Source organism: Yersinia sp. 1252 StPb PI, assembly GCF_048593885.1.
GTDB classification, from domain to species: Bacteria; Pseudomonadota; Gammaproteobacteria; order Enterobacterales; family Enterobacteriaceae; genus Yersinia; species Yersinia enterocolitica_E.
This window is the reverse complement of the sequence record NZ_JAZGQE010000034.1, coordinates 1-23,143: the sequence shown is the minus strand read 5'-3', so window position 1 is coordinate 23,143 and position 23,143 is coordinate 1. Positions and strand designations below refer to the sequence as shown.

Below are 23,143 nucleotides of genomic sequence, written 5' to 3'. Positions count from 1 at the left end.
AGCAATAAGCATAGTGATAAATTTCATGATAATTGCAAAACACAGCAGTCAAGTTTGCGAGACGTCTCGGAGATTTTCCTCATAGCCTTTTTTTAGCCGCGACATCCGGCGGGCAGCGTTTATAATCAGCGCCATTATCTTTGACTGATAACCTGCCGTGCGGGAGATTTATGCGCATTATTCATACCTCTGATTGGCATTTAGGCCAGCATTTCTTCACTAAAAGCCGCGCTGCTGAGCATCAGGCATTTCTGCACTGGCTCATTAATCAGATCGAAGAAAATCAGGTAGATGCGCTAATTGTAGCAGGTGATATATTTGATACTGGCTCCCCGCCCAGTTACGCCCGTGAGCTATATAACCGTTTCGTGGTTGAGCTCCAACCCACTGGCTGTCAGTTAGTGGTATTGGGGGGGAATCACGATTCTGTGTCAACACTGAATGAATCACGGGGTTTGCTCTCTTATCTCAATACCACCGTTATTTCGTGCGCCAACAGCAATCTCGATCAACAAATCATTATTCTAAAAGACCGCCAACATCAACCTGCGGCTCTGCTGTGTGCGATCCCGTTCTTACGGCCAAGGGACTTAGTCACCAGTCAGGCGGGTGAATCTGGAGGGCAAAAACAACTGGCTTTACAAGAAGCGATCGCGGGCCACTACCAGGCACTGTATCAGCGGGCGGTTGAACTGCGTACCGAACTGGGTTTGCCACTGCCCATTATTGCCACCGGGCACCTGACTACCGTTGGCGTCACCACGACAGACTCGGTTCGCGATATCTATATTGGTACATTGGATGCTTTCCCCGCGCAGGCATTTCCACCAGCAGATTACATTGCTTTAGGCCATATTCATCGCGCCCAACAAGTAGCTAAAACTGAACATATCCGTTATAGCGGCTCCCCCATTGCTCTCAGTTTTGATGAATTGAGCAAGGAGAAAAGCGTCTATCTGGTGGAGTTCCACCAACAGGCACTGGCATCAGTTACCCCTCTCTTCATCCCACAATTTCAGCCAATGCAATTAATTAAAGGGGATTTAGCGCAAATAGAGCAGCAACTGGTTCAATTCTCTGAGCATCAAGGCTTACCCGTATGGCTAGATATAGAAGTTGCCACCCAAGACTATCTTACTGATATCCAACGCCGTATTCAGGCTCTGACCACAGAGCTACCGGTTGAAATTGTATTGTTACGTCGCAGTAAAGAACAACGTAACAACAGTATCGAGCGGCAGGAAAAAGAGACACTCAATGAGCTGAGTGTTACCGATGTGTTTGAACGCAGGCTGGCGCTGGAGCCAGACTTAGCCGAGCCGCGCCAACAGCGGATGCGTCAAATGTTCAATCAGGTGGTTGATGACATCACGCAAGATAAAGATGCCGCACAGGAGCAGCCTGCATGAGGATTTTAAGCTTACGTCTAAAAAACATTAATTCTCTGCAAGGGGAATGGAAGATAGATTTCACCGCCGAACCTTTTGCCAGCAACGGTTTATTCGCTATCACTGGCCCGACAGGCGCAGGTAAAACCACACTGCTGGATGCCATATGCCTTGCGCTATACCACCAAACACCACGTTTGACTGTCACGCCCAGCCAAAATGAGCTAATGACACGCCACACAGCGGAGTCACTAGCCGAAGTTGAGTTTGAAGTAAAAGGCATCTGCTACCGTGCATTCTGGAGCCAACGGCGGGCAAAAAACAGCCCGGAAGGCAATCTGCAAGCCCCTAAAGTTGAGTTGGCGCTATGCGACAGCGGTAAAATCCTGGCCGATAAAGTGCGTGATAAGTTGGAGATGGTTGCAGCGATCACCGGCCTGGATTTTGGCCGTTTCACTAAATCAATGATGTTATCGCAGGGGCAGTTTGCTGCTTTTCTCAATGCCGATGCCAATGACCGTGCTGAATTATTGGAAGAGCTAACGGGGACTGATATCTACGGGCGGCTATCTGAATATGTCTTTGAGCAACATAAACAAGCCAAGACCAATCTGGATGCTTTACATCAACGAGCCAGTGGTATTGAACTGCTCAATGAAGAACAGCGCTTGGCATTAACGCAACAAATCGATGATCTCCACCAACAAGAAAAGCAGCTTGTTTCAGCACAATCAGCGAGTCAAAACCAAATAAACTGGTTAACCGGCTGGCAGAGACAGCAGCAGAATCTACAAGAATATCAGCAGCAGCAAACAATTATTGAACAAGAATATCAGCAGGCACAACCCGAATTACAACGGCTGGCCCGTAGTGAACCGGCTGAGAAGTTGCGCCCTTTACTGCGTGACTGCTCACTCAGCCAACAGGATGTGCAACAGACACAACTGCGTATCACCGCGCTGACCCAACAGCAGCAACAGCTTCAGAGCCAACTAACCCCCCTGGCTCAAGCTCTGGAACAAGCCAATACCGCACGCCAACAACAGGCGGCCAAGCAGCATGAACAAGAAACACTGATTGAGCAAAAAGTGGTACCGCTGGATAACCTTATCGCGCAACAACAGCACTCATTAGCGCAATTTGCCACTCAATTGCAGCAATTGCGCGGCAAAGAACAACAAGGTAGACAGCAACTTGAGTTAAATGAGCAGCAGTTGCTAAAAACGCATCAGCGCCTGCAACAATTAGCTGAATATGCACAGCAATATCCCCACCATCAACACTGGGTAAAGTACCTACCGTTATGGCGCGAACAGTTCCGCCAATTGCACATACAGCACCAGCAGTCAGTGGCTAACGAGCAGCAATTACAGCAGCAAGCCTTATTACTGAGCAACTTGCAACAGCAAGCGGCCACATTAAATGAACAGGATAAACAGCAACAGGCCGTATTAGTACACGCGGCCTCGCAAGCAGGTAGCATCCAGCAGCAATTAGCAGCATTCGAGCAGCAACAGCCCGCAGCACAATTGCGCCAACAACTTGACGAGTTGCAGCAACAGCGACCGGCCCGGCAACAACTCGCCACATTATCGCCTTTAGCACAACAAGTTCAGGCACAGCACGATAAACAGCAGCAGCAATTCGCCAGCCAACAGCAACAATTAAAACAGCTTGAACAGCAGTTAGAAGAAAAACGTCAGCGCTACAAACATCAAAAACAACATCAGGCTGATCTGGAAACCTTGTGGGAACGCGAAAATCAGATAGTCAGACTGGAAGCGGAAAGAGCCAAACTCCAACCGGGAGATGCCTGCCCACTATGTGGCGCATTGGATCACCCCGCTATCACTGAGTATCAGGCGGTAAAACCGTCGGAAACAGCCGAACGCCTCGAGAAACTGCGCCGTCAGGTTGAACAACTCGCCACTGAAGGCTCAGAATTAAGCGCGCAAAACAACAGTATGCAGCAACAGCAGCAGCATTTAGAGCAAGAGTTACAGCACAGCCGCCAGCAATTGGCCGATTATCAACAGCGCTGGCAGCTGTTGGCGCAACCTCTGGCGTTGACATTTGCATTACATGAACATGCAGCATTAATGGATTGGCTGGAACAGCAGGAACAATCAGAACAACACTGCCAGCGGAAATTGGCTGAATATGAGCGACTAAACCAGCAATACCAACACGCTAAAGATGCTCTGGCTCAAGCAGAACAGCAGCAGCAAAAACACTTGCAACAACTGGCATTAATCACTCAGCGCCAGCAAGATACTCAGCAAGCCCAGCAGAAACTGCAGTTACAGCATCAACGCCAGCAAGATGCTTTAGCTCAGATGCGCCAAGACTTCAATAATAGTTTGGCTGATTTATCATTATCAGTACCAGCAGCAGACCAGCAGCAGAGTTGGCTGACTCTGCGGGAAGAGGAACACCAGCGTTGGCAGCAGAATCAGCAAGAACAACAACAGTTGGTTCTGGGGCAAAAAACACTGGAAACGCGGATTGAAGAAGAGCGTCGCCATTTACAAGAGTGCGTTGACCAATTATCGGCGCTCACCCAACAACACCAACAGGCTGAAACCCTATTACAACAACAGAGTCAGCAACGTCAGGCACTGTTTGGTGATATCAGTACTACTGAGGCTCGTCAGATGTTGCGCCAACAACAACAACAAGCCGAGTTGATACAACAGAATGCGGCAGAAATCCTGCAACAGACTCAGTCCCAGCTAAACCGATTAGCGGGGGAACTGGCGGGCTTAGAGCAACAATATCAGCATAATCAGCAGCGCGCTGCCACCGCTCAAGCTCAATTACAGCAAGCACTGGCGATCAGCGAGTTCGAGGATGAAGCCGCCTTAAACGCCGCACTGCTGGATGAAGAGGAAAGGCAACGTTTGCAGCAATTAAAACAGCAATTGAGCGAGCGACAACAACAAGTCAACATCCGCCAGCAACATGCCAATGAAGCGCTGGAGCAACTATTACAGCAGTGTCCGGCGGGTGTCGATAAAGCATCTGAATTGGTGGTATTGCAACAGCAATCAGAGCAATTGTTGATGCAACTAAAGGCCAATACATTACGGCAAGGCGAGTTACGCAATCAATTAGAAAGCGACACAGCGCGCCGTAGTAACCAGCATGCACTGTTTGAGCAAATTGAGCACAGTCAGCAGCAATATGAAGATTGGAGCTATCTCAATCATTTAATTGGTTCTAAAGAGGGTGATAAATTCCGCAAATTTGCTCAGGGTCTGACACTCGATCATCTGGTTTATCTGGCAAACAACCAGCTCAGCCGCTTACATGGCCGCTATTTGTTACAGCGCAAAACCAGCGATGCATTAGAGCTGCAAGTTGTGGATACCTGGCAGGCGGATGCAATACGAGATACCCGCACCTTGTCTGGGGGCGAAAGCTTTTTAGTCAGTTTGGCGCTTGCTCTGGCGCTGTCGGATCTGGTCAGTCATAAAACCAGCATTGACTCTCTGTTTCTTGATGAAGGCTTTGGTACGCTCGATGCTGAAACACTGGATACTGCGCTGGATGCTCTGGATAGCCTGAATGCGTCGGGCAAAACCATTGGAGTCATCAGCCATGTTGAAGCAATGAAAGACCGGATTCCAGTGCAGATTAAAGTGAAGAAAGTCAACGGACTGGGCGTTAGCCGCTTAGACAGTATCTTCCAGATAAAATAGTGTCACGCAGGTAAAGTAAAACCGCATATTAACTAGCGTCATTAGCAGCAAACGAGTAAGTCCCGATGAGCTTACACCAGTAAGTGATTCGGGTGCGCGAGAGCCGCTAACAACGCTGTAGTGTCAAGGGCAAAGAGTATTACCCAAAAGCATTGGCATTACAGCTAGGCAGCAAACGAGTAAGTCCCGATGAGCTTACACCAGTAAGTGATTCGGGTGCACGAGAGCCGCTAACAACGCTGTCGTGTCAAGGACAAAGAGTATTACCCAAAAGCATTGGCATTACAGCCAGGCAGCAAACGAGTAAGTCCCGATGAGCTTACACAAGTAAGTGATTCGGGTGCGCGAGAGCCGCTAACAACGCTGTCGTGTCAAGGACAAAGAGTATTACCCAAAAGCATTGGCATTACAGCTAGGCAGCAAACGAGTAAGTCCCGATGAGCTTACACAAGTAAGTGATTCGGGTGCGCGAGAGCCGCTAACAACGCTGTAGTGTCAAGGATGCTGGGTAATAGCAGGCCACAACCAAGCGGCCCCACGCACACCACTAGAATCGCCGTGAAGTGCTTTGCGCACCGGGGTCTGGCACTCACCACCAAATACCCATGGGCTGATTAGCGCGGGCAAGGTTGTATATAGCCGCTCAACATTGCTCATGCCACCTCCTAATACCACCACATCTGGGTCAAACAAGTTGATGACATGAGCTAACGACTTGGCAAAGCGCTGTTCATAATGGCTCATTGCTTGCTCTGCGATGGCATCCCCTTGTGCTACTAAGGCGATAATTTCGTGGCCTTTAAGCTGTTTGCCACTCATACGAAAATAATCTGTCGCAAAGCCGGTACCGGAGACAAAAGTCTCAATACACCCTTTTTTACCACAATAGCAGGCTACTTCCTGTTGATATTGCCGCTCTTCATCATTTTGCCACGGTAAAGGGTTATGGCCCCATTCACCCGCAATACCATTGCCGCCGGCATGTACCCGGCCATCAATAGCAATACCAGAGCCACAGCCGGTACCAATAATAGCCGCAAATACCAGATGTTTCCCCGCCCCCGCACCATCGGTAGCCTCTGATACCGCCAAACAGTTAGCATCATTTGCCAATCGCACTGGGCGGGAGAGTAGTTCTGATAAATCCTTATCTACCATCTGACCATTCAGCCACACTGAATTGGCATTTTTTACTTTGCCTGTAAACGGAGAGAGAGTCCCTGGGATACCCACCCCCACACTCCCCTGCTGGCCCGTCGCCTGCTCCGCATCTGCAACTAACGTTGCAATCGCCTGCAAGGTATTTTGATAATCGTGGCGGGGTGTATCAACCCGTTTACGAAATAACTCCTGCCCGTCGTTGGCCAATGCGATGACCTCTATTTTGGTGCCACCCAGATCTATACCAATGCGCATAGCGCTTTACCTCATTGACAGGAAAATTCATTGTTGGTGATAACCGATTTTATCAAAAAATAAGGCCCTGCTTGCCAAAAACGTGACGACAATAAGAATCTTCTTCTTTCAGTTTGGACAATACACCCCAGTGACACAATCTTTGTCGCCCGCTATTTTGCATTCTGTCGTGTTTGAATCCCTGTGGATTAAAATAGCGCTCAGCAGATGAGCGGTCGGCTCTGTTTTTTTCTTATTCTTTTTACTAGGGGCCGAAGCGTCAATTCGTTATCATGCCGCCCTGCGTTTGATTAACTCGCGCGCTCCAGGCGCGCCCGAGCCAGGGATAACACTATGTTGTGGTTTAAGAATTTAATGGTTTACCGTTTGAGCCGGGAAGTTTCACTATCTGCGGATGAAATGGAGAAACAGTTAAGCGCCCTCAGTTTCACGCCGTGTGGCAGTCAGGATATGGCAAAAACGGGCTGGGTATCACCGATGGGGTCGCATAGCGATGCATTAACCCATACGGTTAATGGCCAGATCGTCATTTGTGCCCGCAAAGAAGAGAAAATCTTGCCATCACCAGTGATTAAGCAAGAGTTGCAAGCCAAAATTGAGCGCCTGGAAGGTGAACAGCATCGTAAACTGAAAAAAACTGAAAAAGACGCATTAAAAGATGAAGTTTTGCACAGTTTATTGCCACGCGCATTCAGTCGCTTTAACCAAACCTTTTTGTGGATTGATACCGTCAACGATCTGATTATGGTTGATGCTGCCAGCGCTAAACGGGCTGAAGACACCTTGGCATTGTTGCGTAAAAGTCTGGGTTCCTTGCCGGTGGTACCACTGACCTTAGAAAACCCTATCGAGCTGACGTTAACCGAGTGGGTGCGTAGTAAAGAATTGCCCGCCGGATTTGCGCTGATGGATGAAGCTGAGTTGAAAGCCATTCTGGAAGACGGCGGCGTGATCCGTTGCAAGAAGCAGGATCTATTCAGTGATGAAATCGCAGTACATATTGAAGCGGGCAAGCTGGTCACTAAACTGGCACTGGATTGGCAGGAACGCATTCAATTGGTTCTGTCCGATGATGGCTCACTCAAGCGCCTGAAATTCGCTGACACGCTGCGTGAACAGAATGATGATATTGATCGGGATGATTTTGCGCAGCGCTTCGATGCCGATTTTATTCTGATGACCAGTGAACTGGCCGCCTTAATTAAAAATCTGATTGAAGCCTTGGGTGGCGAGGCTCAGCACTAACTTAGGTGCATAACACAGCTTAAGCTGATATCGCCCTTTCGCGATGAGAGGGCGAGTATCCGAATTCTTTAGCTCAAATATTTACACAGATACGAAGATGCTTCAGCAACTTGCAGGTTAAACTCACTTTCCCCTGGAATGTAGAAGGTTTCACCTGGCTTAAACACTTCCCAGCCAGCCGAACCAGGAATCAGTACTTTTAAGCAGCCGGTGATCACCGTCATTTCTTCCGCTTTAGCCGTACTGAAGGTGTACTCTCCCTTTTCCATCACCCCAACGCTAGCTTGCCCAATGCTGTCACTGTCAAAACCAATAGATTTCACTTTCCCGGTAAAATACTCATTAAATTTCAGCATAGTTTTGTACCCGCGTCTTAATCAAGATTGAGCTTTCATATTAGGGTTTCTATAAACGCTCTGTCACTGATTATTATGGCGAAATGGGATCATCGCCGGATTCACTCCCGAAGTTGTGGATAAAGCGTACAATTTAGCGGCAAATTGCCCTATTGGGGCGGGTAAATAGCTGCCATATGGTTGAAAATTAGCCATAGCAAACACCTTCACAGTTGTCGTGAAGGCTCATTTATCGAAATAAGAGTGGCATTAGAGGTTGCGTAAGATGTACAGCGCCAGCGAGGTTTCAAAAATCACAATCAATATTGACCAGAACGCTGGCATAAAATTGGTGTGTTGGTGAATAAAGGATTTGAAGGTTTTCATCGGCCCGCCTTGATCGGCCTTGCCTTAAGGGGCATTTATCAACGCAAATGATTTACGCTGAAATGATTACGTAGATGATAATTGTACGCTTCGTATAATTATCAGGCAATCAGGTGGGCTAATTATTCATCGGATAAATTACGCTTACTTTCCCAGCTACTTTACGGTTTCATCAGTCAAAAGCTGCAAAATTTGTTCAACAACATCTTGCGGCGCTTGAGTCGCATCCAGCACATAGTGGGCAACCTCTTGATACAGAGCTTCCCGGCTAGCCAGCACATCCTGCATTTCCTCTACGATCGGTTTGCCTGTAAGACTTGGTCGCTGGGCATCTTCCGGGTCTTCGGCTAATCGTTCAGCCAACACATTCGCTGATGCGCGTAAATAGATAACCTGCCCATGCTTACGCATAAAAGTACGATTCTCAACAGCGAGCACCGCTCCACCACCGGTTGCAACAACAGTTTTAGGCGCAGTGACAGCCTGTAGAGCCATACTTTCTCGCTGGCGGAAACCCTCCCAGCCTTCGCGAGCAACCACTTCAGCAACACTCAACTGTGAGGTTTGCTGCATAAACAGATCAGTATCTATAAAACGATATCCCAACGCCTGTGCCAACGCCTTCCCTACCGTTGTCTTACCCGCACCGCGCGCGCCTACCATGAAGATAGTCTGTGTCATTACTTGAAAGTCCTTTCGCATCAACTTCTGAGGATAAATTCTCGGCATCAAAAAATTGGCCACTATTGTCGACCAGCTAAATAGGATTAACACTCAGCTCTACACTGTAGATGCGAATCATACCGATAATTAAGGGTAGTGCAAACTTTACAGCATCGTAAAATTAACGATACACCATTAGCCATTCTACTTTACTGCCAACCTCCCAAAATTGCCCCTGCTGCGGTGGCAATCAATCTGGTTGGCAATAGACAAATTAGGTTTGAAGGATCCACTGTAACTGTCATAAAGAGAAACTTTCGGTGTCAGCTTATAGACCACATCGGTACGAGGGATCAATTGACTATCAGAGCTATCGGGATTGATGACGAAAGGCCGCCCTTTACCGGCGAAAGCATCAAACTGATCGAAACGTAAACCTGCCAGTACAACCTACTTATCTATCAGTTCAATTGAATTGGGAAGGCATTTGGATGAGAGCGAGAAGTCGCTGAAAGTCACACTCAAGCGTGTATTTGATCAATACGATTGGGCTTTTTGCCTGATAATCCTCTGGCAAACCAGAGGCTATTGCACAGGTAATATGAGGTGACTATCAAGGTTAGACCATTAACGGGGCTGACAAATATACACCAATGCAGGAGGGAAATTACGTACCACGCGTATCTTTTTCCACGTGAAATAACGAGATAACAGTGGCTCGGAAAGGTGGCTGTATTGAAATAAGACTAACACTCCGCTGTTAGCGCGTAAGCGCTGCTGAGTTTGCTGCAATATTCTAATACTGATCTTGGTTGGGATCGAGAGTAATGGCAAACAACAAAATACCACATCGTAATTCTGATCCAACTGTTCGGCTGAACGATCAGCTACCTGCAAACGTAAATCTTTGATCTGGTGTAATGCATGAACAAAGTGTGGCTGAATCTCGTAGGCCTGTAAGTGAGACTTTGCTGACATATGTGACAAAATACGCTTTGTCAGTACACCATCAGCAGCCCCTAATTCAGCAATATTAAGGTTTTGGGTCCAATCTACCTGATTCAACATCGCCTGACATAACCAAGGCGAAGAAGGAGCTAACGTACCAACGGTACGTGGTGAGGCAATAAAGCGCTGTAAATAGGAAAACTGACTTTTAAAATTACGCCGGACAGTGTTTAGCATAGCCTCTCCTCGGAAACCCGAATGGACCACAATAACACCTTATATTTATTAAGAGCGCATTAAGATTGCTCTAAGAGTTAATTATTTTTAGCAGATAAATTGATAGTACCGATGGGTAATAATGAAATGTACAGTCTTAGGTTAACAATGACCCACTATTGTTAACCTATTTTTAGAGTCTGATTAAAAAAATATTGCCATATCAATATAGTATCTAAATATTTCACTCACACTAACTTAGGCTTAGAACATTAACGATAAATCTCGGCACTGGCGTTGTAATGGCTGGAATCACCAGGGTTACTGATACCAATGACCCGATAGTGGCTGGCACCATCAGCGCTCGCTTTGGTATTCAATGCTGATTCCACATCCATGGGTGAACCGCTAACATTAGAAAGAGAAATCACCCCCATACTTTGCAATTTAGTGGCTTGTTCTGAGCTAATTTCTTGCGCGGCCAGAGTGGCGAATGAGGTGGTAGTAATAAGTGTAGCGATGATAACAGGTAATAGTTTCATAATATGCTCCAACTGACGGGTTATATGTAACGTCTTGGTGAGGTTAATTATGGGCGGACCAACGCAAGGTGACGTAATGCAATGTAAAGAAGCTCAATCATTGTGAGAGTAATAAGGAGAAAATAAATTAATTTGTGTCATTAGAAAAATAAATCACAAATATTTATGGGCAATCGTCGATGCATTAACACCGCCGCCTGCTGGTAGACCCTATATATTGCAAGATGCAGGCGGCTTGAAAGGTGATGGGTATCAGTCACGCTTTGCTACAATCATCATAATATCACTGGTAAATGAACCATCAGTTTGGATCTCATAATGCTTAATGACACCATCAGATGCTGATTTTTGTAACTCACGGATCGCGATAGCAAAATGCTGTGGAGTACGCATTCTGGCAATCCAACTACTGAACTCCAAATAGAGTCTATCGGAGGTGACTTCATTTATCACTAACCCGGCATCGGTCACTAGTGCCAGCCATTCTCCGGGAGAGTAATTTCGCACATGTGAGGTATCACGTAACACCTCCACGGTCTGCAAATAAATATCCAGCACCGGATGACCGGGGGAAACTACATCCATAAAGATTATCTTTCCGCCGGGGCGTAATACACGTTTAACTTCTCGTAATGCTTGGCCGACATCATGCCAATGATGGGCAGAATAACGGCTGATAACAATATCAAAACTCTGATCATTAAACGGCAATGACTCTGCTAATCCTTGCTGTACTTCAATATTAGTCAGTTCTTTATCTGTTGCCGCCTGACTGACCACTTGCAACATTTGCGCTGAAAGATCATAAGAAACTACAGATTTCACCACTGCCGCAGCGGTAAAACTGGCATGTCCGGCACCACATCCAAGGTCAAGTAAACGGGCATCGCCATCAGATTGCAATAGTGTAGCCAGACGCTGTAAATCTTTACCTTGAGCGTGAACCGCACTGGTCAGATAAGCATTGGCTTGATCGCCAAATTGCCGCTCAACGGCATCTTTATGGCTATTCTGCATGGTCATTACATCCCCTTTTATGGTTTAACCTTCTGATTTACTTTATGTATCTTATTTCCTACAAAACGTTACTATGTTTATCTCGAACTAAATCTACTATATACACAAAGCTATTGGAGTTGTAGGCAGACCGCAAGTAAACGCATCTCCATAAGCTTATTCAGGGGTGAGATCGCCGCTAACCCCCTTAGCACTTCAAATACCAAGGGAATATTATGGTCACACTCAGAGCAATGCATACCGAAGAGCTAAATGACTATCGGAATCTCTTTATTAGTGAGTATGCGCAAGATTTATCATCCAATAGTGGTTATAGCATCGAGCAAGCATTGGCTCATGCAACGCAAATTTTTGATGGTTACTTACCAGAGGGTGTTAATACTCCCGGTGACCGTCTGTATTGCATCGAAAATAAGGATGGCGAGAGCGATAATAATGCACTGGTGGGTTATTTATGGTACGGCCAGGCTAACAATGACAGTGCAGCTTTTATTAAAGATTTCTATGTTCTGCCGCAACATCAGCGTAAAGGCTATGGTTCTGCGTGTTTACAGGAATTAGAAAATATACTGGTCGCTCAGGGCATATTTGAGATAAAGCTGCGGGTCGCTGCGGATAATCCACAAGCGAAAAGATTGTATGAACAAATGGCATTTGTAGTAACAGGATTTAATATGTCCAAATCACTGGCAAGAAAACCATAGGGATAAACAGGCGACTACGAGGCGAAAGACAATAAGCAGATGGCGCTTGCATCACTGCAAACGAAAAATAAAAGCCGGAACATCGGACTAACAGTTCATCAGATGGTGGCCTGCGTTAAACTGCTTTATCGTCGCCCATCTGTTGCAGTTGGTTTTTGTAAGATTTCACTTTTTGGCGTTTCTTCATCCAAATGGAAAACGATACAACAAAAATCCCGCCCGCCAGTGTTAACACACCTAACTCATGCTGATAAAACAGCATTATAATGAAATAGATAGCAGAAATGATTGCCACCCATTTAGCCGAATGACCAATAGAGCTTTTCTCATCAGTCAGACGGCGGATACTCTCTTCTTCGCTAATTCCCATGCGCAACCTCCTTAGTGACAAGTTTATAATATTGGGGCAGTTGCATGATAATTCAACATATTTTTCAGTTTTTATTTTGTTCAGTCAAGATAGTGCTAATTGACTACCCCGACTGAATCGATATTGGTTATAAAATAATAATCAGTTCGTATTCGCCACCATCCAGAGCAACTCGTACCCCGTCGGATTGATAGGCGAGTGCTAAACCATTCAATGTCGCCGAACTAATCCCCTGACAGCGCTGGGCCGGACTTTCAACACGAATAACATAGCGCGTGTTAGCCAGATTAACCGTCGCCTCAAATCCCGGCCAACTGGCGGGTATGCAAGGATTAATCACCAGTTCCCCGCCTTCACGCCGGATCCCCAGAATACCTTCCATACCCGCGCGCTGCATCCAGCCCGCAGAACCGGTATACCACGTCCAGCCACCGCGCCCAACATGAGGTGCGACTGAATAGACATCGGCTGCGACCACATAGGGTTCGACTTTGTAACGCGCAATCCCCGCAGGGGTATTGCCATGATTTATCGGATTGAGCCATGCAAACAGGTTGCGGGCCTTATCCCCCTCACCTAATTCAGCAAAGGCTAAAATCACCCACATGGCAGCATGGCTATATTGCCCCCCGTTTTCCCGTAAACCAGGAGGATAGCCTTTGATATAACCAGGATCATCTGGCGTTTTGTCAAAAGGCGGAGTGAATAGCAGTGCCATCCCATCATCGGGACGAATAAGATGTTGCTCCAGTGAAGCCATTGCTTGTACGGCTCGTAGTGGGTCTGCGGCCCCCGATAGCACCGCCCACGACTGGGCAATAGAGTCAATACGGCACTCGTTGCACGCTTTAGATCCCAGCCAACTGCCATTATCAAAGGTTGCACGGCGATACCAGTCGCCATCCCATGCTTCCCGCTCTAATGCCTCGATTAAACCGCTGAGATGTTCCTGCCACTGCCTGGCCCGTCGAGGGTCACGCTTGCTCGCTAACGGAATGAACATTTTCAGCGTTGCCACCAGCAACCAACCCAACCAAACACTCTCCCCTTTTCCCCCTTCACCGACTCGGTTCATGCCATCATTCCAGTCACCGGTCCCCATCAGCGGTAAACCAAGCTCTCCGGTCAATTCAATGCATTGATCCAACCCTTTGGCACAATGTTCAAACAGTGAGGCGTTTTCCTGTGCCACCAGTGGCTGGAAGAAAGCATCGTGTTCGCCTGGGTGCAATATCGGCCCTTCGAGGTACGGTACTGTTTCATCCAGCACACCGCTATCACCGCTTGCAAGAATATACGTGGCGGTGGCAAAAGAGAGCCAAACCCGGTCATCAGAGATGCGAGTTCGCACCCCCTGCCCGGAGTGAGGCAACCACCAGTGCTGTACATCACCTTCGATAAATTGTCGCCCGGCGGCGCGCAATAGGTGATGTCGCGTCGTATCCGGTTGAACAAAGGTTAGCGCCATGCCGTCTTGTAATTGATCGCGGAAACCATAAGCGCCACTGGCCTGATAAAATGCCGACCTTGCCCAAACACGGCATGCCAGCGTTTGATAAAGCAGCCAGCCGTTGAGCATGATATCCATCTGTCGATCCGGCGTTTTCACCTGGATAGCCTTCAGCAAGGTACGCCAGTAATCGGTGACGTCACTCAACACCGCATCCAGATTTGCCGTACGGTAACGGGTAATTAAAGCTTGTGCCTCACTCACTGAAGCACACTGGCCGATAAACCACACCACCTCTACCTGCTCGCCCACCGCCAGTTCAATCGTTTGTTGCAGCGCACTACAGGGATCAAACCCGGCACCGGTCGTACCGGAAAGCGGTATTATTGCCGATAGGGCTAACGGTGCAGAGCTGTCTCGATAATGTCCAAGGAACTCGCTACGATCGGCGGTCCAGCTAGTTTGCTGTCCATTTAAGTCAGCGAAGGAAACTCTGCCGGGGAAGGCGGTGCTCCAGGGATTTCGCGCCAACATGGCACCGGTTGGTTCATCCATTTCGGTAATAATAAATGGCCCGGTCGCCCCGCGAGAGGTCGCCAGTACCCATTCGGCATAGGCGGTCACCGAGATACGCCGTGGTTTATCCGACATATTGCGCAATGTCAGACGGGATATCTTGATAGGATCCGCCAGCGGCACAAATTGCAGCAGCGTCATGCCAATACCATTAGCCTGATGCTCAAACCGACTATAGCCATGACCGTGGCGGGCGATATAGGTGCCACCATCGCGGATCGGCTGTGCCGTAGGGCTCCAGAGTAGCCCAGAGTCTTCATCGCGCAGATACAGGCATTCGCCAGAGGAATCGATAACGGGATCATTGAGCCACGGCGTTATCTGGTTTTCTCGGCTATTTTCAGCCCAGGTATAGCCACTACCGGTAGCCGAAACCTGAAAACCGAAGGTCTGATTGGAAATTACATTAACCCAGGGCGCGGGGGTATTTTCCCCATCATTCAGGCAAGTTATATATTCCTGCCCTTGCAGGCCAAACCCTCCCAGACCATTAAAGAACTCCAGATTTTCAGGTAAGGGTAATAAGGTTGCCGTCGGCAAGTTAACCGGTTTGACCAGTGAGAAACTGACTTTCTTATCGGCTGTTAATAACTTTTTATCCTGTGCTAACAGGCGCTTATCTGATGTGAATAATTTTTTATCCGTTGCGAACAGCTTTTTATCCGAAGGAACAATTTTCTTGTCCAGAGTGAATAACAGATGGTTGAGTTGATTACCCAATGTGCCATAGCGGGCTGATAACACCACCCGAGCAACCGAACGGAGTAGCGATCGAGTCTCTGCACTCATCAGATCAGCACGCAAGGCATAGGCCGAACCTTGCCGTAGCTGATCACCCAAGTGTGGTCGTGACTGGCTACTGCGCACTGCGGTTTCTATAGCGATTTGCAAATCTTGTACATAAGAAGACGCCCGTTCATTGATGATAACCAGATCAACCGCCAAACGTTTCATGCGCCAGTATTCATGTGCGCGCAGTAATTGCCGCACCTGATCAATGTCTTCGATATCATCAATACGCAGCAGAACTATCGGCAAATCACCCGATATGGATTGAGTCCATAATACTGATTGGATCCCTGCACCACGTATGATAGTTGTCGATGGCGAACGGAAGCGGGCATCGGCATACAAAATAGGCGCGGCCAGTTGCTGAAAATCTGCCGCCTCCTCAGCTTTAATCTCCAAATGGCGTAACTGCACCTGTGCCTGGGTCCAGGCCAATGTTTTAGCACGGTCATACGCACTGCGGTCACGGTGTTTATCCACCATATCCAGCAAAGCTTCTTTCGATGAAGCAATCAGTGTCCAGAAGGAAACCGTAACGGTCTTGCCCGCCGGTACCAGCAAGCTCTGGCGCAGTGAGAATATCGGATCCAGCACTGTACCCACGGTATTTGACAGTGCCACTCCCACTTGCATGGCAGCCGAGCTAATAACCCGGTTACCGCGACCAATAAACTTGGCCCGATCCGATTCATATTGCAGCTCACTCATCGGCAGGCCATCAGCAACCAAGAAATGCGCCGCCCAGACTTGTGGTTCTTGTGCTGTTCTGGGCCGCCGCGTCGCAATTAATGTACCCAATTCCGCCAGATATTCAGTAACCACAAACATTTTGGCGAATGCCGGATGCGCACTGTCTGCTGCGGCCGCAGTGAGTACCACCTCAGCATAAGAGGTCAGTTCAATCTCCCGCGCACGGCGGCCCGTGTTAAGTAACGAGATCCGCCGTACTTCACCATCATCTTCACTGGAGATAAGCACATCCATGGTGCTGGTCAGCGTACCGTCGCGGCAGATAAATTCGGCATGATCCTCACTGAAAATCACCTCACGATGGGCATTATCACTGGCGGCCAGTTGCGCCCCGGCAGACCAACTGCGGCCACTGCGTAAATCACGCAGGAAAATAAAGGAGCCGTAATCATCACAAGTAGCATCTTCCCGCCAGCGAGTGACCGCGACATCCAGCCATCGGCTGTAGCCAGCCCCCGCGCTGGTCAGCATCACAGCATAACGGCCATTGGATAACAGGTGAGTCACGGGTGCTCCAATAACCGGTGAGGACAAGCGGCGAATGGTTGGTAATGCACTGTCTGCCACCGCGGACAGCAACACCTCCTCGGTCCGAGGATAAGCAATCGCCACATTGCGCGGCATCCGCTCCTGCAACAGTAATTCGCAAGCCTGAATCATTGGCTCATGGTGAAAACGGTTACGCATCCGTCCTTGCTGTAAGGTATTGGCAATAGCAACAATGGTCATCCCCTGATGGTGCGCCATATAGTTGCGTACAATTACCACCTGCTGATGTTCCGGCAAGCGCGAGCGGGTGAAATCCAGTGCTTCATAGTAACCATAGCGGCCTAACGCACCCATCTCCGCCAGTTTTTCATAGTTTTGTAGCGCACCGTGTGGATCAATCATAGCTGCCAGCCCGGTAGCATAAGGCGCGATTACGGTATTTTCTGATAAACCACGTTTTAACCCCAACCCAGGGACACCAAAGTTAGAATATTGATAAGTAAACTCGATATCACGTGCACTGTACGCCGACTCAGAAATGCCCCACGGGATATTCAAGCTGCGGCCATAAGCCTGTTGCCGTTCAACCACCAGTTGATTCGTTTGTTCCAGCAAGCTGCCCGCCGGCGCGCGCATCACCAGTGAGGGCATGAGGTATTCGAACATCGAGCCAGACCATGAAATCAGCGCAGCCCCTTTACCAATCGGGGTCGCCGCTCGCCCCAGACGGAACCAATGACGAGTCGGCACATCGCCTTTGGCGATAGCAAATAGACTGGCAAGGCGAGCCTCTGAGGCCAGTAAGTCGTAGCAACTCGGATCAAGGCTGTTATCCACCAACGAATAACCGATGGATAACAATTTACGCTCGGGATCAAGCAGGAAAGCAAAATCCATCGCCAGCGCCATATGGCGGGATTCAGCAGCCAATTTCAACAACCGATCATTAACTTGCTCCTGCATCTCCTGCGTGAGTTGCTGGTCATATTCATGTTCAGCGGCCGCCGAAATCAGTACTTCAATCCAATAACTCAAATCAATAAATGCATTATCATCAATAGAACGTGCGACACCATGCACCATCGCTGAGGCTTTGACTAATAACGGTTTTAACGACAGCGGTAACATTTCAGCGTCACCGACCCCCTTTAAATCCATACGGATTTGTTCTAAAACCGCCCACAGCTTACGTTTAAAATCAGCATCACCCGCGGGTAACGCGTTAAAGGATATCTCGGCCAACAACAGGTTATCCATCAACCCCTTAGCGCCGTTAGTCGCCAGCGGTTCTGCCGCCCACTCTTCACAGGTATTGGCCAGCACAATCAAATGCCCGGCCAGGTTGCCACTGTCTACCGAAGAAACATAAGCCGGTTCCAGCGCCCGTAGATCCTGCGTGCCATACCAGTTAAAGAAATGCCCGCGGAAACGCGCCAGTTTATGAAAGGTTTCAAAGGTTGCTTCCAGCCGCACCAAGGTGCGATAGGTACCCGCCCAACCAAAATCGCGAGCAGCCACTGTCGAGAGTAAATACAATCCCATATTGGTCGGTGAAGTGCGGTGTGCCACCACCGGTTTTGGATCTTCCTGAAAGTTATCAGGCGGCAGCATGTTTTCATCAGGGGTAACAAAGGTTTCGAAGAAGCGCCAAGTGCGCCGGGCGGTCAGACGCAACTCGGGGATATCTTCCGCCGTTATCGGTTTATGTTGTGCTACCTGATGGGAACGGCTGACCCACAACGCGATGGCCGGAGCGAAAAACCATATAATGGCAAAGGGTAAAATCAGTGGCCAGGCCAAGGGCGAAACCATCAATGCAATGGCGGCCATCAGCAAACCTAATAGCGTTCCGCCCGCCATATGACGATAAAAACCGGCGACACCGGGGTGGGGTTTACCGGCAGATTGTGCAGCGGTGGTCCACTCCAGTAAATTACGATGGGTAATAAACAGGCGAATTAGCGTGCGGCCAATAGCATCAACCATCTGCCAGGCGTGGTCAGCCAGGAAAATCAATGACAACAACGTCTGACTGCCTGCTCGTTTAGTATCATCGAGTAAAGAACGTAAATGGTTACTCAGCCGAGTATTCTGAGCCGGCCATAATGAGAACAAAATGGGTAGAAAAGAGGGGAACGCGATCAGCAAGATGACTACCAACACCCCAACCCACGCAGCAGGCATGGGTAGCATCCAACTGCAACCCAGCAACATTAGCGCAAAGGGAGCAACCAGTGAGCGGCGCAAGTTATCCACCATTTTCCAACGGCCCAGCAATGGAACATTTTTGCTGTCTTTGTCGTTCCTGACCACCCAACGCAGTAATTGCCAGTCACCCCGCGTCCAGCGATGCTGACGCTTGGTAATTACGTCATAGCGGGCGGGTGACTCTTCCACCACTTCAATATCCGAAGCCAATCCGGCACGGGCAAAAATCCCCTCAAACAGATCATGGCTGAGTAAGGCATTTTCTGGCACCCTGCCGGCCAGCGAGGCTTCAAACGCATCGACATCATAAATACCTTTGCCGGTATAAGAGCCTTCGCCAAACATATCCTGATAAACATCTGAAACTGCGGCTGCGTAAGGGTCCATCCCCCCAGGACCAGAAAATACCCGTTGGTATAACGATCCACCTTTGCCCATCGGCAATGCCAGCGTCACACGTGGCTGAAGGATGCCATAACCATCGGTGACCCGCTGCTGGTCCGCACTAAAGCGTGGTTGGTTCAGCGGATGCGCCATTTTGCCAATCAAGCGCAGGGCAGCATCGCGTGGCAGTCGGGTATCGGCATCCAGCGTAATGACATAACGCACATCGGTTGGCACCTGTGGTTCACCGGCGGCGGTGGCAATAAATGAGGTGTCCGTCGCCCCCCGTAACAGGCGGTTAAGTTCATGCAACTTGCCCCGTTTACGCTCCCAGCCCATCCAGCGGTTTTCACTTTCATTAAACCTTCGCTGACGGTACAACAGCAGGAAGCGCGGCCCGGCAGGACCGGGGCCATATTGTTGATTAAGCCGTGCAATAGCCTCATCGGCTAATAGCAGTAGTGGACCATCACTCGGTATGACTTGCTGGTCTGCATCAACCCCATCCAACAGCAGAGCAAAGGTAAGAGAACCGATAGCCCCCGATAAATGGTGGACTTCTAGCTGCTCGATTTGCGCCAATAAATCACTTTTACTGGTGAGCAACGTGGGCACCACCACCAAGGTACGCAATCCATCCGGTACGCCACTGGTTAGCTCCAATCCCGGTAAAATCGTGGCACCAAAGCTCCAGGTGATAACGCGGTTTACCAGGGCAGTTGCCACATCTGTCGCAGGGATAAATGCGATTAAGGTAAATAATACCAGCCAGCCCGTCGCCAGTCCGGGGAAAGAGAGCGCCCACAGCGCCAATGCCAGTAATCCGGCAGTGACCAGAAAAATGGCCCCCATAAAACCGCCAACACCAAAGCTGACGCTCAAGCGGCTAAACCACAAACGTATTGAAGGACTGAATCTGAGTTGATTCTCCAATTCACGCCTTCCCGCCCCAATCAAGTGATAGCCTGGGTCACGGCAGCGTTCGACATTCTCTGGTTCTGCGGCCTCAGCTGTAGTTTGTGCGACTTGCAGGGCAAGAGCGGCAATTTCCAGTTCTGTGAAGGTGGAACCTCGGCATAATTGTTCGATGGCACTGCGGTACAGATTGCGGGTTTGAAAATCCATACTGGCGAAAGTGCTACCCTGGCGTAAACATTCATCGACCAGGCTTACACTCTCAAACAGATCAGCCCAGTCAATATCCGAGATCAACCGCATACTGGTAATAACATTTCGGACCGAAACGTTAGATGCCCCCTGCCGTAGTTGAGCTCGTTGTACAACTTCACTAATCGATAGCCCTTGTAATTGAAGGCGATCTTCCAGCCAGCCCAATGCTGGCGTGGTGCGTGGGTCTTGATCACGTAACCGCTTTGCCAATTGAGATGCAAATTGCTCAGATAAAGGTTCACTGGATCGCACCGCAATATCAGACTCCAGAGCCAATCGGCTATCGCCGGCGTCCAATAAGCGATTCGCCAGCGCCTCAGCATCTGCCCGATCTTTACGACCTTGAGTTATCTGATCAGCCAGACGGCGTAAATTCTCTATCAGCACAATACGCAGCGTAATCGCCACCGCCCAGAGTTCACCAATCGTCAGCGGTTGAACACGCTGATACGCCATAATAAAACGGCATAATACATCCGGGTCCAGATGGCTGTCAGTGTGCGCCACAAAAGCCCAGGTAATGCCAAATACCCGTGGATAGCCAGCGAAGGGGCCGTCGGCCAGTTTCGGCAATTGACGGTAATAACCCGGCGGCAAATCATCACGGATCTCGCGGATCTGCTCTTCAACCAGATGATAATTATCCAACAGCCACTCAGCCGCAGGGACTACTGCGCGGCCCTTTTCCAGTTCTGCGGCACTGGCCCGATATGCTGCCAGCAGCGTATTGGCGTTATCATTCAGGCGGGCATGCAAAGTAGATACCCGTGGTGGGTGGGTAGTTATCGACTGCGCTTTGGCAAGGCTCTCAGCATGCTGTTCCAATCGCTCCACACTGAATAGTTCATCCCTTACAGGTGCAGTATCATGCCAAGGGGTAGTCGCTGCGGTGGGTGATCCAAGAATAGCCTTTAGAAATAATTTCATAGGTACCTTTCTGGTCGGGTGCTCATACAGTCTGATGGCAATCTGCATAATGAAAAGTCGGGAATAGCCGTTAAAAGGCGTATCCAAACGGATTGCTCAGGTGAGCTTCCTGAGCCGTGCGAGCCGCGTGATATTGAGCAGAAAACGCCTTACAGGCAGAATGCTGTCAAAAATGCCGAGTGAAGGTGGAAAGCAAAAGACGGATACACCAAAGTATCCAGTCATAAAAAAGGGGCGAGTAAAGGCTGACGATACGCAATAAACGTACGACAGCAAAAAAGCTGAATAGTATTAACTATAGCCCAAAGGAGAAATTAAGGATCAGGGCATAAAATGAGAGAAATAAATCAAAAGGTTGCATTAACAGCAGGTACTGTAATTTAAATACCTGCCGCCTTCCCACTATTACACAGACTGTTGGTAATCACCCCATACTTTCAGAAACTAGATGCTGTCTTGAAATTTTCGAGCCTTGGCAGTTTGCTGTTTCTCTAACTCAAAAATGGCGCGTTGCAGCCCTTTTTCTTGGATTGGACTCAGACGAGGAAATTTAAAACTCAAGCGTTGTACTGTGAGGGTTTCACCTTTGTTATTCACTACTTGTTTATCAATGGCCCGGATAAACTGCAGGTCCAGCTTAAAAACACCAAAACCACATAAATCCACTGAGGCATCTCGTAAAATACCGCATTCCTGAAGGGGGAACTCACTGCCTTTCACTGCATACAGCCCCATGCCCCCCAGGGAAATATCCCCTAATGTGTACGAGAAATTACTGCCATCAGTGAATTTCCCAGAACAATAATAAGGCGGCCATTGAGGGATGTTTACACGAAAATATTCCCGCCGTTGGATAAAATAAAGCTGCTCAGGAATAGCCGTGCTAAAGGCAGGTAGTGATAAATATTTTATTTCTTTCAGTGAATTACAAGTAAATTCAATTTTTGCGCCCGTAGGTTCTGCAATAATAGTCAATTGATTAGCAGCAAGGGCCAGACGGTTCTCGTGTTCTACACTACCAAAATCAAAAATAAACTGATTCGTCTCAGGTACCACATCCAGAATACGGCTGATAAATTGTCCGCGCGCATGCATAACCATCACTGCGGTATCGTTCTTCTTTAAATCTCGAAGAATTGCACAGATCGCTAATTTATTCGTTTTGACAAAATTTTCTTTAGACGTTTCGCTCACCTGCCATTCCCCATCTTTAATTTATTGCTCTGGCTACCCAGATTATTTTAATGAGCATATAAGTATCAGTATGGTTATCGGCAGATGTTTGAATTACTTTAATTATTTTTATAAAAAAACCGAAAGCTTAATTTCCACCCCAGGATTTCAAGATATAAAAAACCCGCATAGGCTTTGAATACGCTGTTGGGCTGAACTAGACCAATATCCTTTACAACTAATCTTAAACGGAGAGCACTTGAGAGAGAACGTGGCAATTGATAAAAATTTGTGA

General features: G+C 48.5%; 14 protein-coding genes and 1 pseudogene. 4 read left to right on the top strand and 11 right to left on the bottom strand.

Annotation, left to right across the window (positions count from 1 at the left end):
• Window positions 1–170 precede the first annotated feature (170 nt).
• Together sbcD and V2A85_RS07645 are read left to right on the top strand one after the other, a co-directional pair.
• Complete coding sequence (gene sbcD, locus V2A85_RS07650) at window positions 171–1,409, top strand: exonuclease subunit SbcD (RefSeq protein ID WP_372558173.1); 1,239 nt, start codon at window positions 171–173, stop codon at window positions 1,407–1,409.
• Window positions 1,406–5,089 (top strand): AAA family ATPase, encoded by a 3,684-nt coding sequence (locus V2A85_RS07645; RefSeq protein WP_420071186.1) that lies wholly within the window; start codon window positions 1,406–1,408, stop codon window positions 5,087–5,089. Before sbcD ends, V2A85_RS07645 begins: the two co-directional genes overlap by 4 nt.
• 495 nt (window positions 5,090–5,584) lie before the next feature.
• Here the strand turns inward: V2A85_RS07645 and mak are convergent, their stop codons facing one another.
• Window positions 5,585–6,505 carry a fructokinase gene (gene mak, locus V2A85_RS07640; protein ID WP_372558171.1) on the bottom strand — a complete coding sequence of 307 codons (921 nt, stop codon included), beginning with the start codon at window positions 6,503–6,505 and terminating at the stop codon, window positions 5,585–5,587.
• Between the two features lie 333 nt (window positions 6,506–6,838).
• On the opposite strand from mak, the gene rdgC reads away from it, so the two are divergent.
• Entirely contained in the window at window positions 6,839–7,750 is a 912-nt protein-coding gene (gene rdgC, locus V2A85_RS07635; RefSeq protein WP_420071185.1) for a recombination-associated protein RdgC, read from the top strand.
• Window positions 7,751–7,818: 68 nt separating this feature from the next.
• Here the strand turns inward: rdgC and ppnP are convergent, their stop codons facing one another.
• The 7 genes and pseudogenes from ppnP to V2A85_RS07600 all read right to left on the bottom strand — a co-directional run bounded on the left by ppnP (window position 7,819) and on the right by V2A85_RS07600 (window position 11,864).
• Window positions 7,819–8,106 (bottom strand): pyrimidine/purine nucleoside phosphorylase, encoded by a 288-nt coding sequence (gene ppnP / locus V2A85_RS07630; RefSeq protein ID WP_005189270.1) that lies wholly within the window; start codon window positions 8,104–8,106, stop codon window positions 7,819–7,821.
• A 63-nt stretch (window positions 8,107–8,169) separates the two neighbouring features.
• Window positions 8,170–8,301: a hypothetical protein gene (locus tag V2A85_RS07625; RefSeq protein WP_372558169.1), complete on the bottom strand. Its 132-nt coding sequence runs from the start codon at window positions 8,299–8,301 to the stop codon at window positions 8,170–8,172.
• A gap of 327 nt (window positions 8,302–8,628) precedes the next feature.
• Window positions 8,629–9,153, bottom strand: coding sequence for a shikimate kinase AroL (gene aroL / locus V2A85_RS07620; RefSeq protein WP_372558168.1), 525 nt, complete (start codon window positions 9,151–9,153; stop codon window positions 8,629–8,631).
• A gap of 184 nt (window positions 9,154–9,337) precedes the next feature.
• A pseudogene (locus V2A85_RS07615) lies at window positions 9,338–9,618 on the bottom strand (TonB-dependent receptor domain-containing protein); the annotation flags it as partial.
• A gap of 144 nt (window positions 9,619–9,762) precedes the next feature.
• Window positions 9,763–10,320 carry a class I SAM-dependent methyltransferase gene (locus V2A85_RS07610; protein ID WP_083160097.1) on the bottom strand — a complete coding sequence of 186 codons (558 nt, stop codon included), beginning with the start codon at window positions 10,318–10,320 and terminating at the stop codon, window positions 9,763–9,765.
• Between the two features lie 251 nt (window positions 10,321–10,571).
• Entirely contained in the window at window positions 10,572–10,841 is a 270-nt protein-coding gene (locus V2A85_RS07605) for a YdgH/BhsA/McbA-like domain containing protein (protein ID WP_372558167.1), read from the bottom strand.
• 252 nt (window positions 10,842–11,093) lie between these two features.
• Entirely contained in the window at window positions 11,094–11,864 is a 771-nt protein-coding gene (locus V2A85_RS07600; protein WP_372558166.1) for a class I SAM-dependent methyltransferase, read from the bottom strand.
• A 209-nt stretch (window positions 11,865–12,073) separates the two neighbouring features.
• On the opposite strand from V2A85_RS07600, the gene V2A85_RS07595 reads away from it, so the two are divergent.
• Entirely contained in the window at window positions 12,074–12,562 is a 489-nt protein-coding gene (locus V2A85_RS07595) for a GNAT family N-acetyltransferase (protein WP_420071184.1), read from the top strand.
• Between the two features lie 115 nt (window positions 12,563–12,677).
• On the opposite strand, the gene V2A85_RS07590 is transcribed toward V2A85_RS07595, so the two are convergent.
• The 3 genes from V2A85_RS07590 to V2A85_RS07580 all read right to left on the bottom strand — a co-directional run bounded on the left by V2A85_RS07590 (window position 12,678) and on the right by V2A85_RS07580 (window position 22,869).
• Window positions 12,678–12,932, bottom strand: a complete 255-nt coding sequence (locus tag V2A85_RS07590) for a hypothetical protein (RefSeq protein WP_083160103.1) — start codon at window positions 12,930–12,932, stop codon at window positions 12,678–12,680.
• A gap of 127 nt (window positions 12,933–13,059) precedes the next feature.
• Window positions 13,060–21,675 carry a GH36-type glycosyl hydrolase domain-containing protein gene (locus tag V2A85_RS07585; protein ID WP_420071183.1) on the bottom strand — a complete coding sequence of 2,872 codons (8,616 nt, stop codon included), beginning with the start codon at window positions 21,673–21,675 and terminating at the stop codon, window positions 13,060–13,062.
• A 444-nt stretch (window positions 21,676–22,119) separates the two neighbouring features.
• Window positions 22,120–22,869, bottom strand: coding sequence for a flagellar brake protein (locus V2A85_RS07580; protein ID WP_372558163.1), 750 nt, complete (start codon window positions 22,867–22,869; stop codon window positions 22,120–22,122).
• Window positions 22,870–23,143 lie beyond the last annotated feature (274 nt).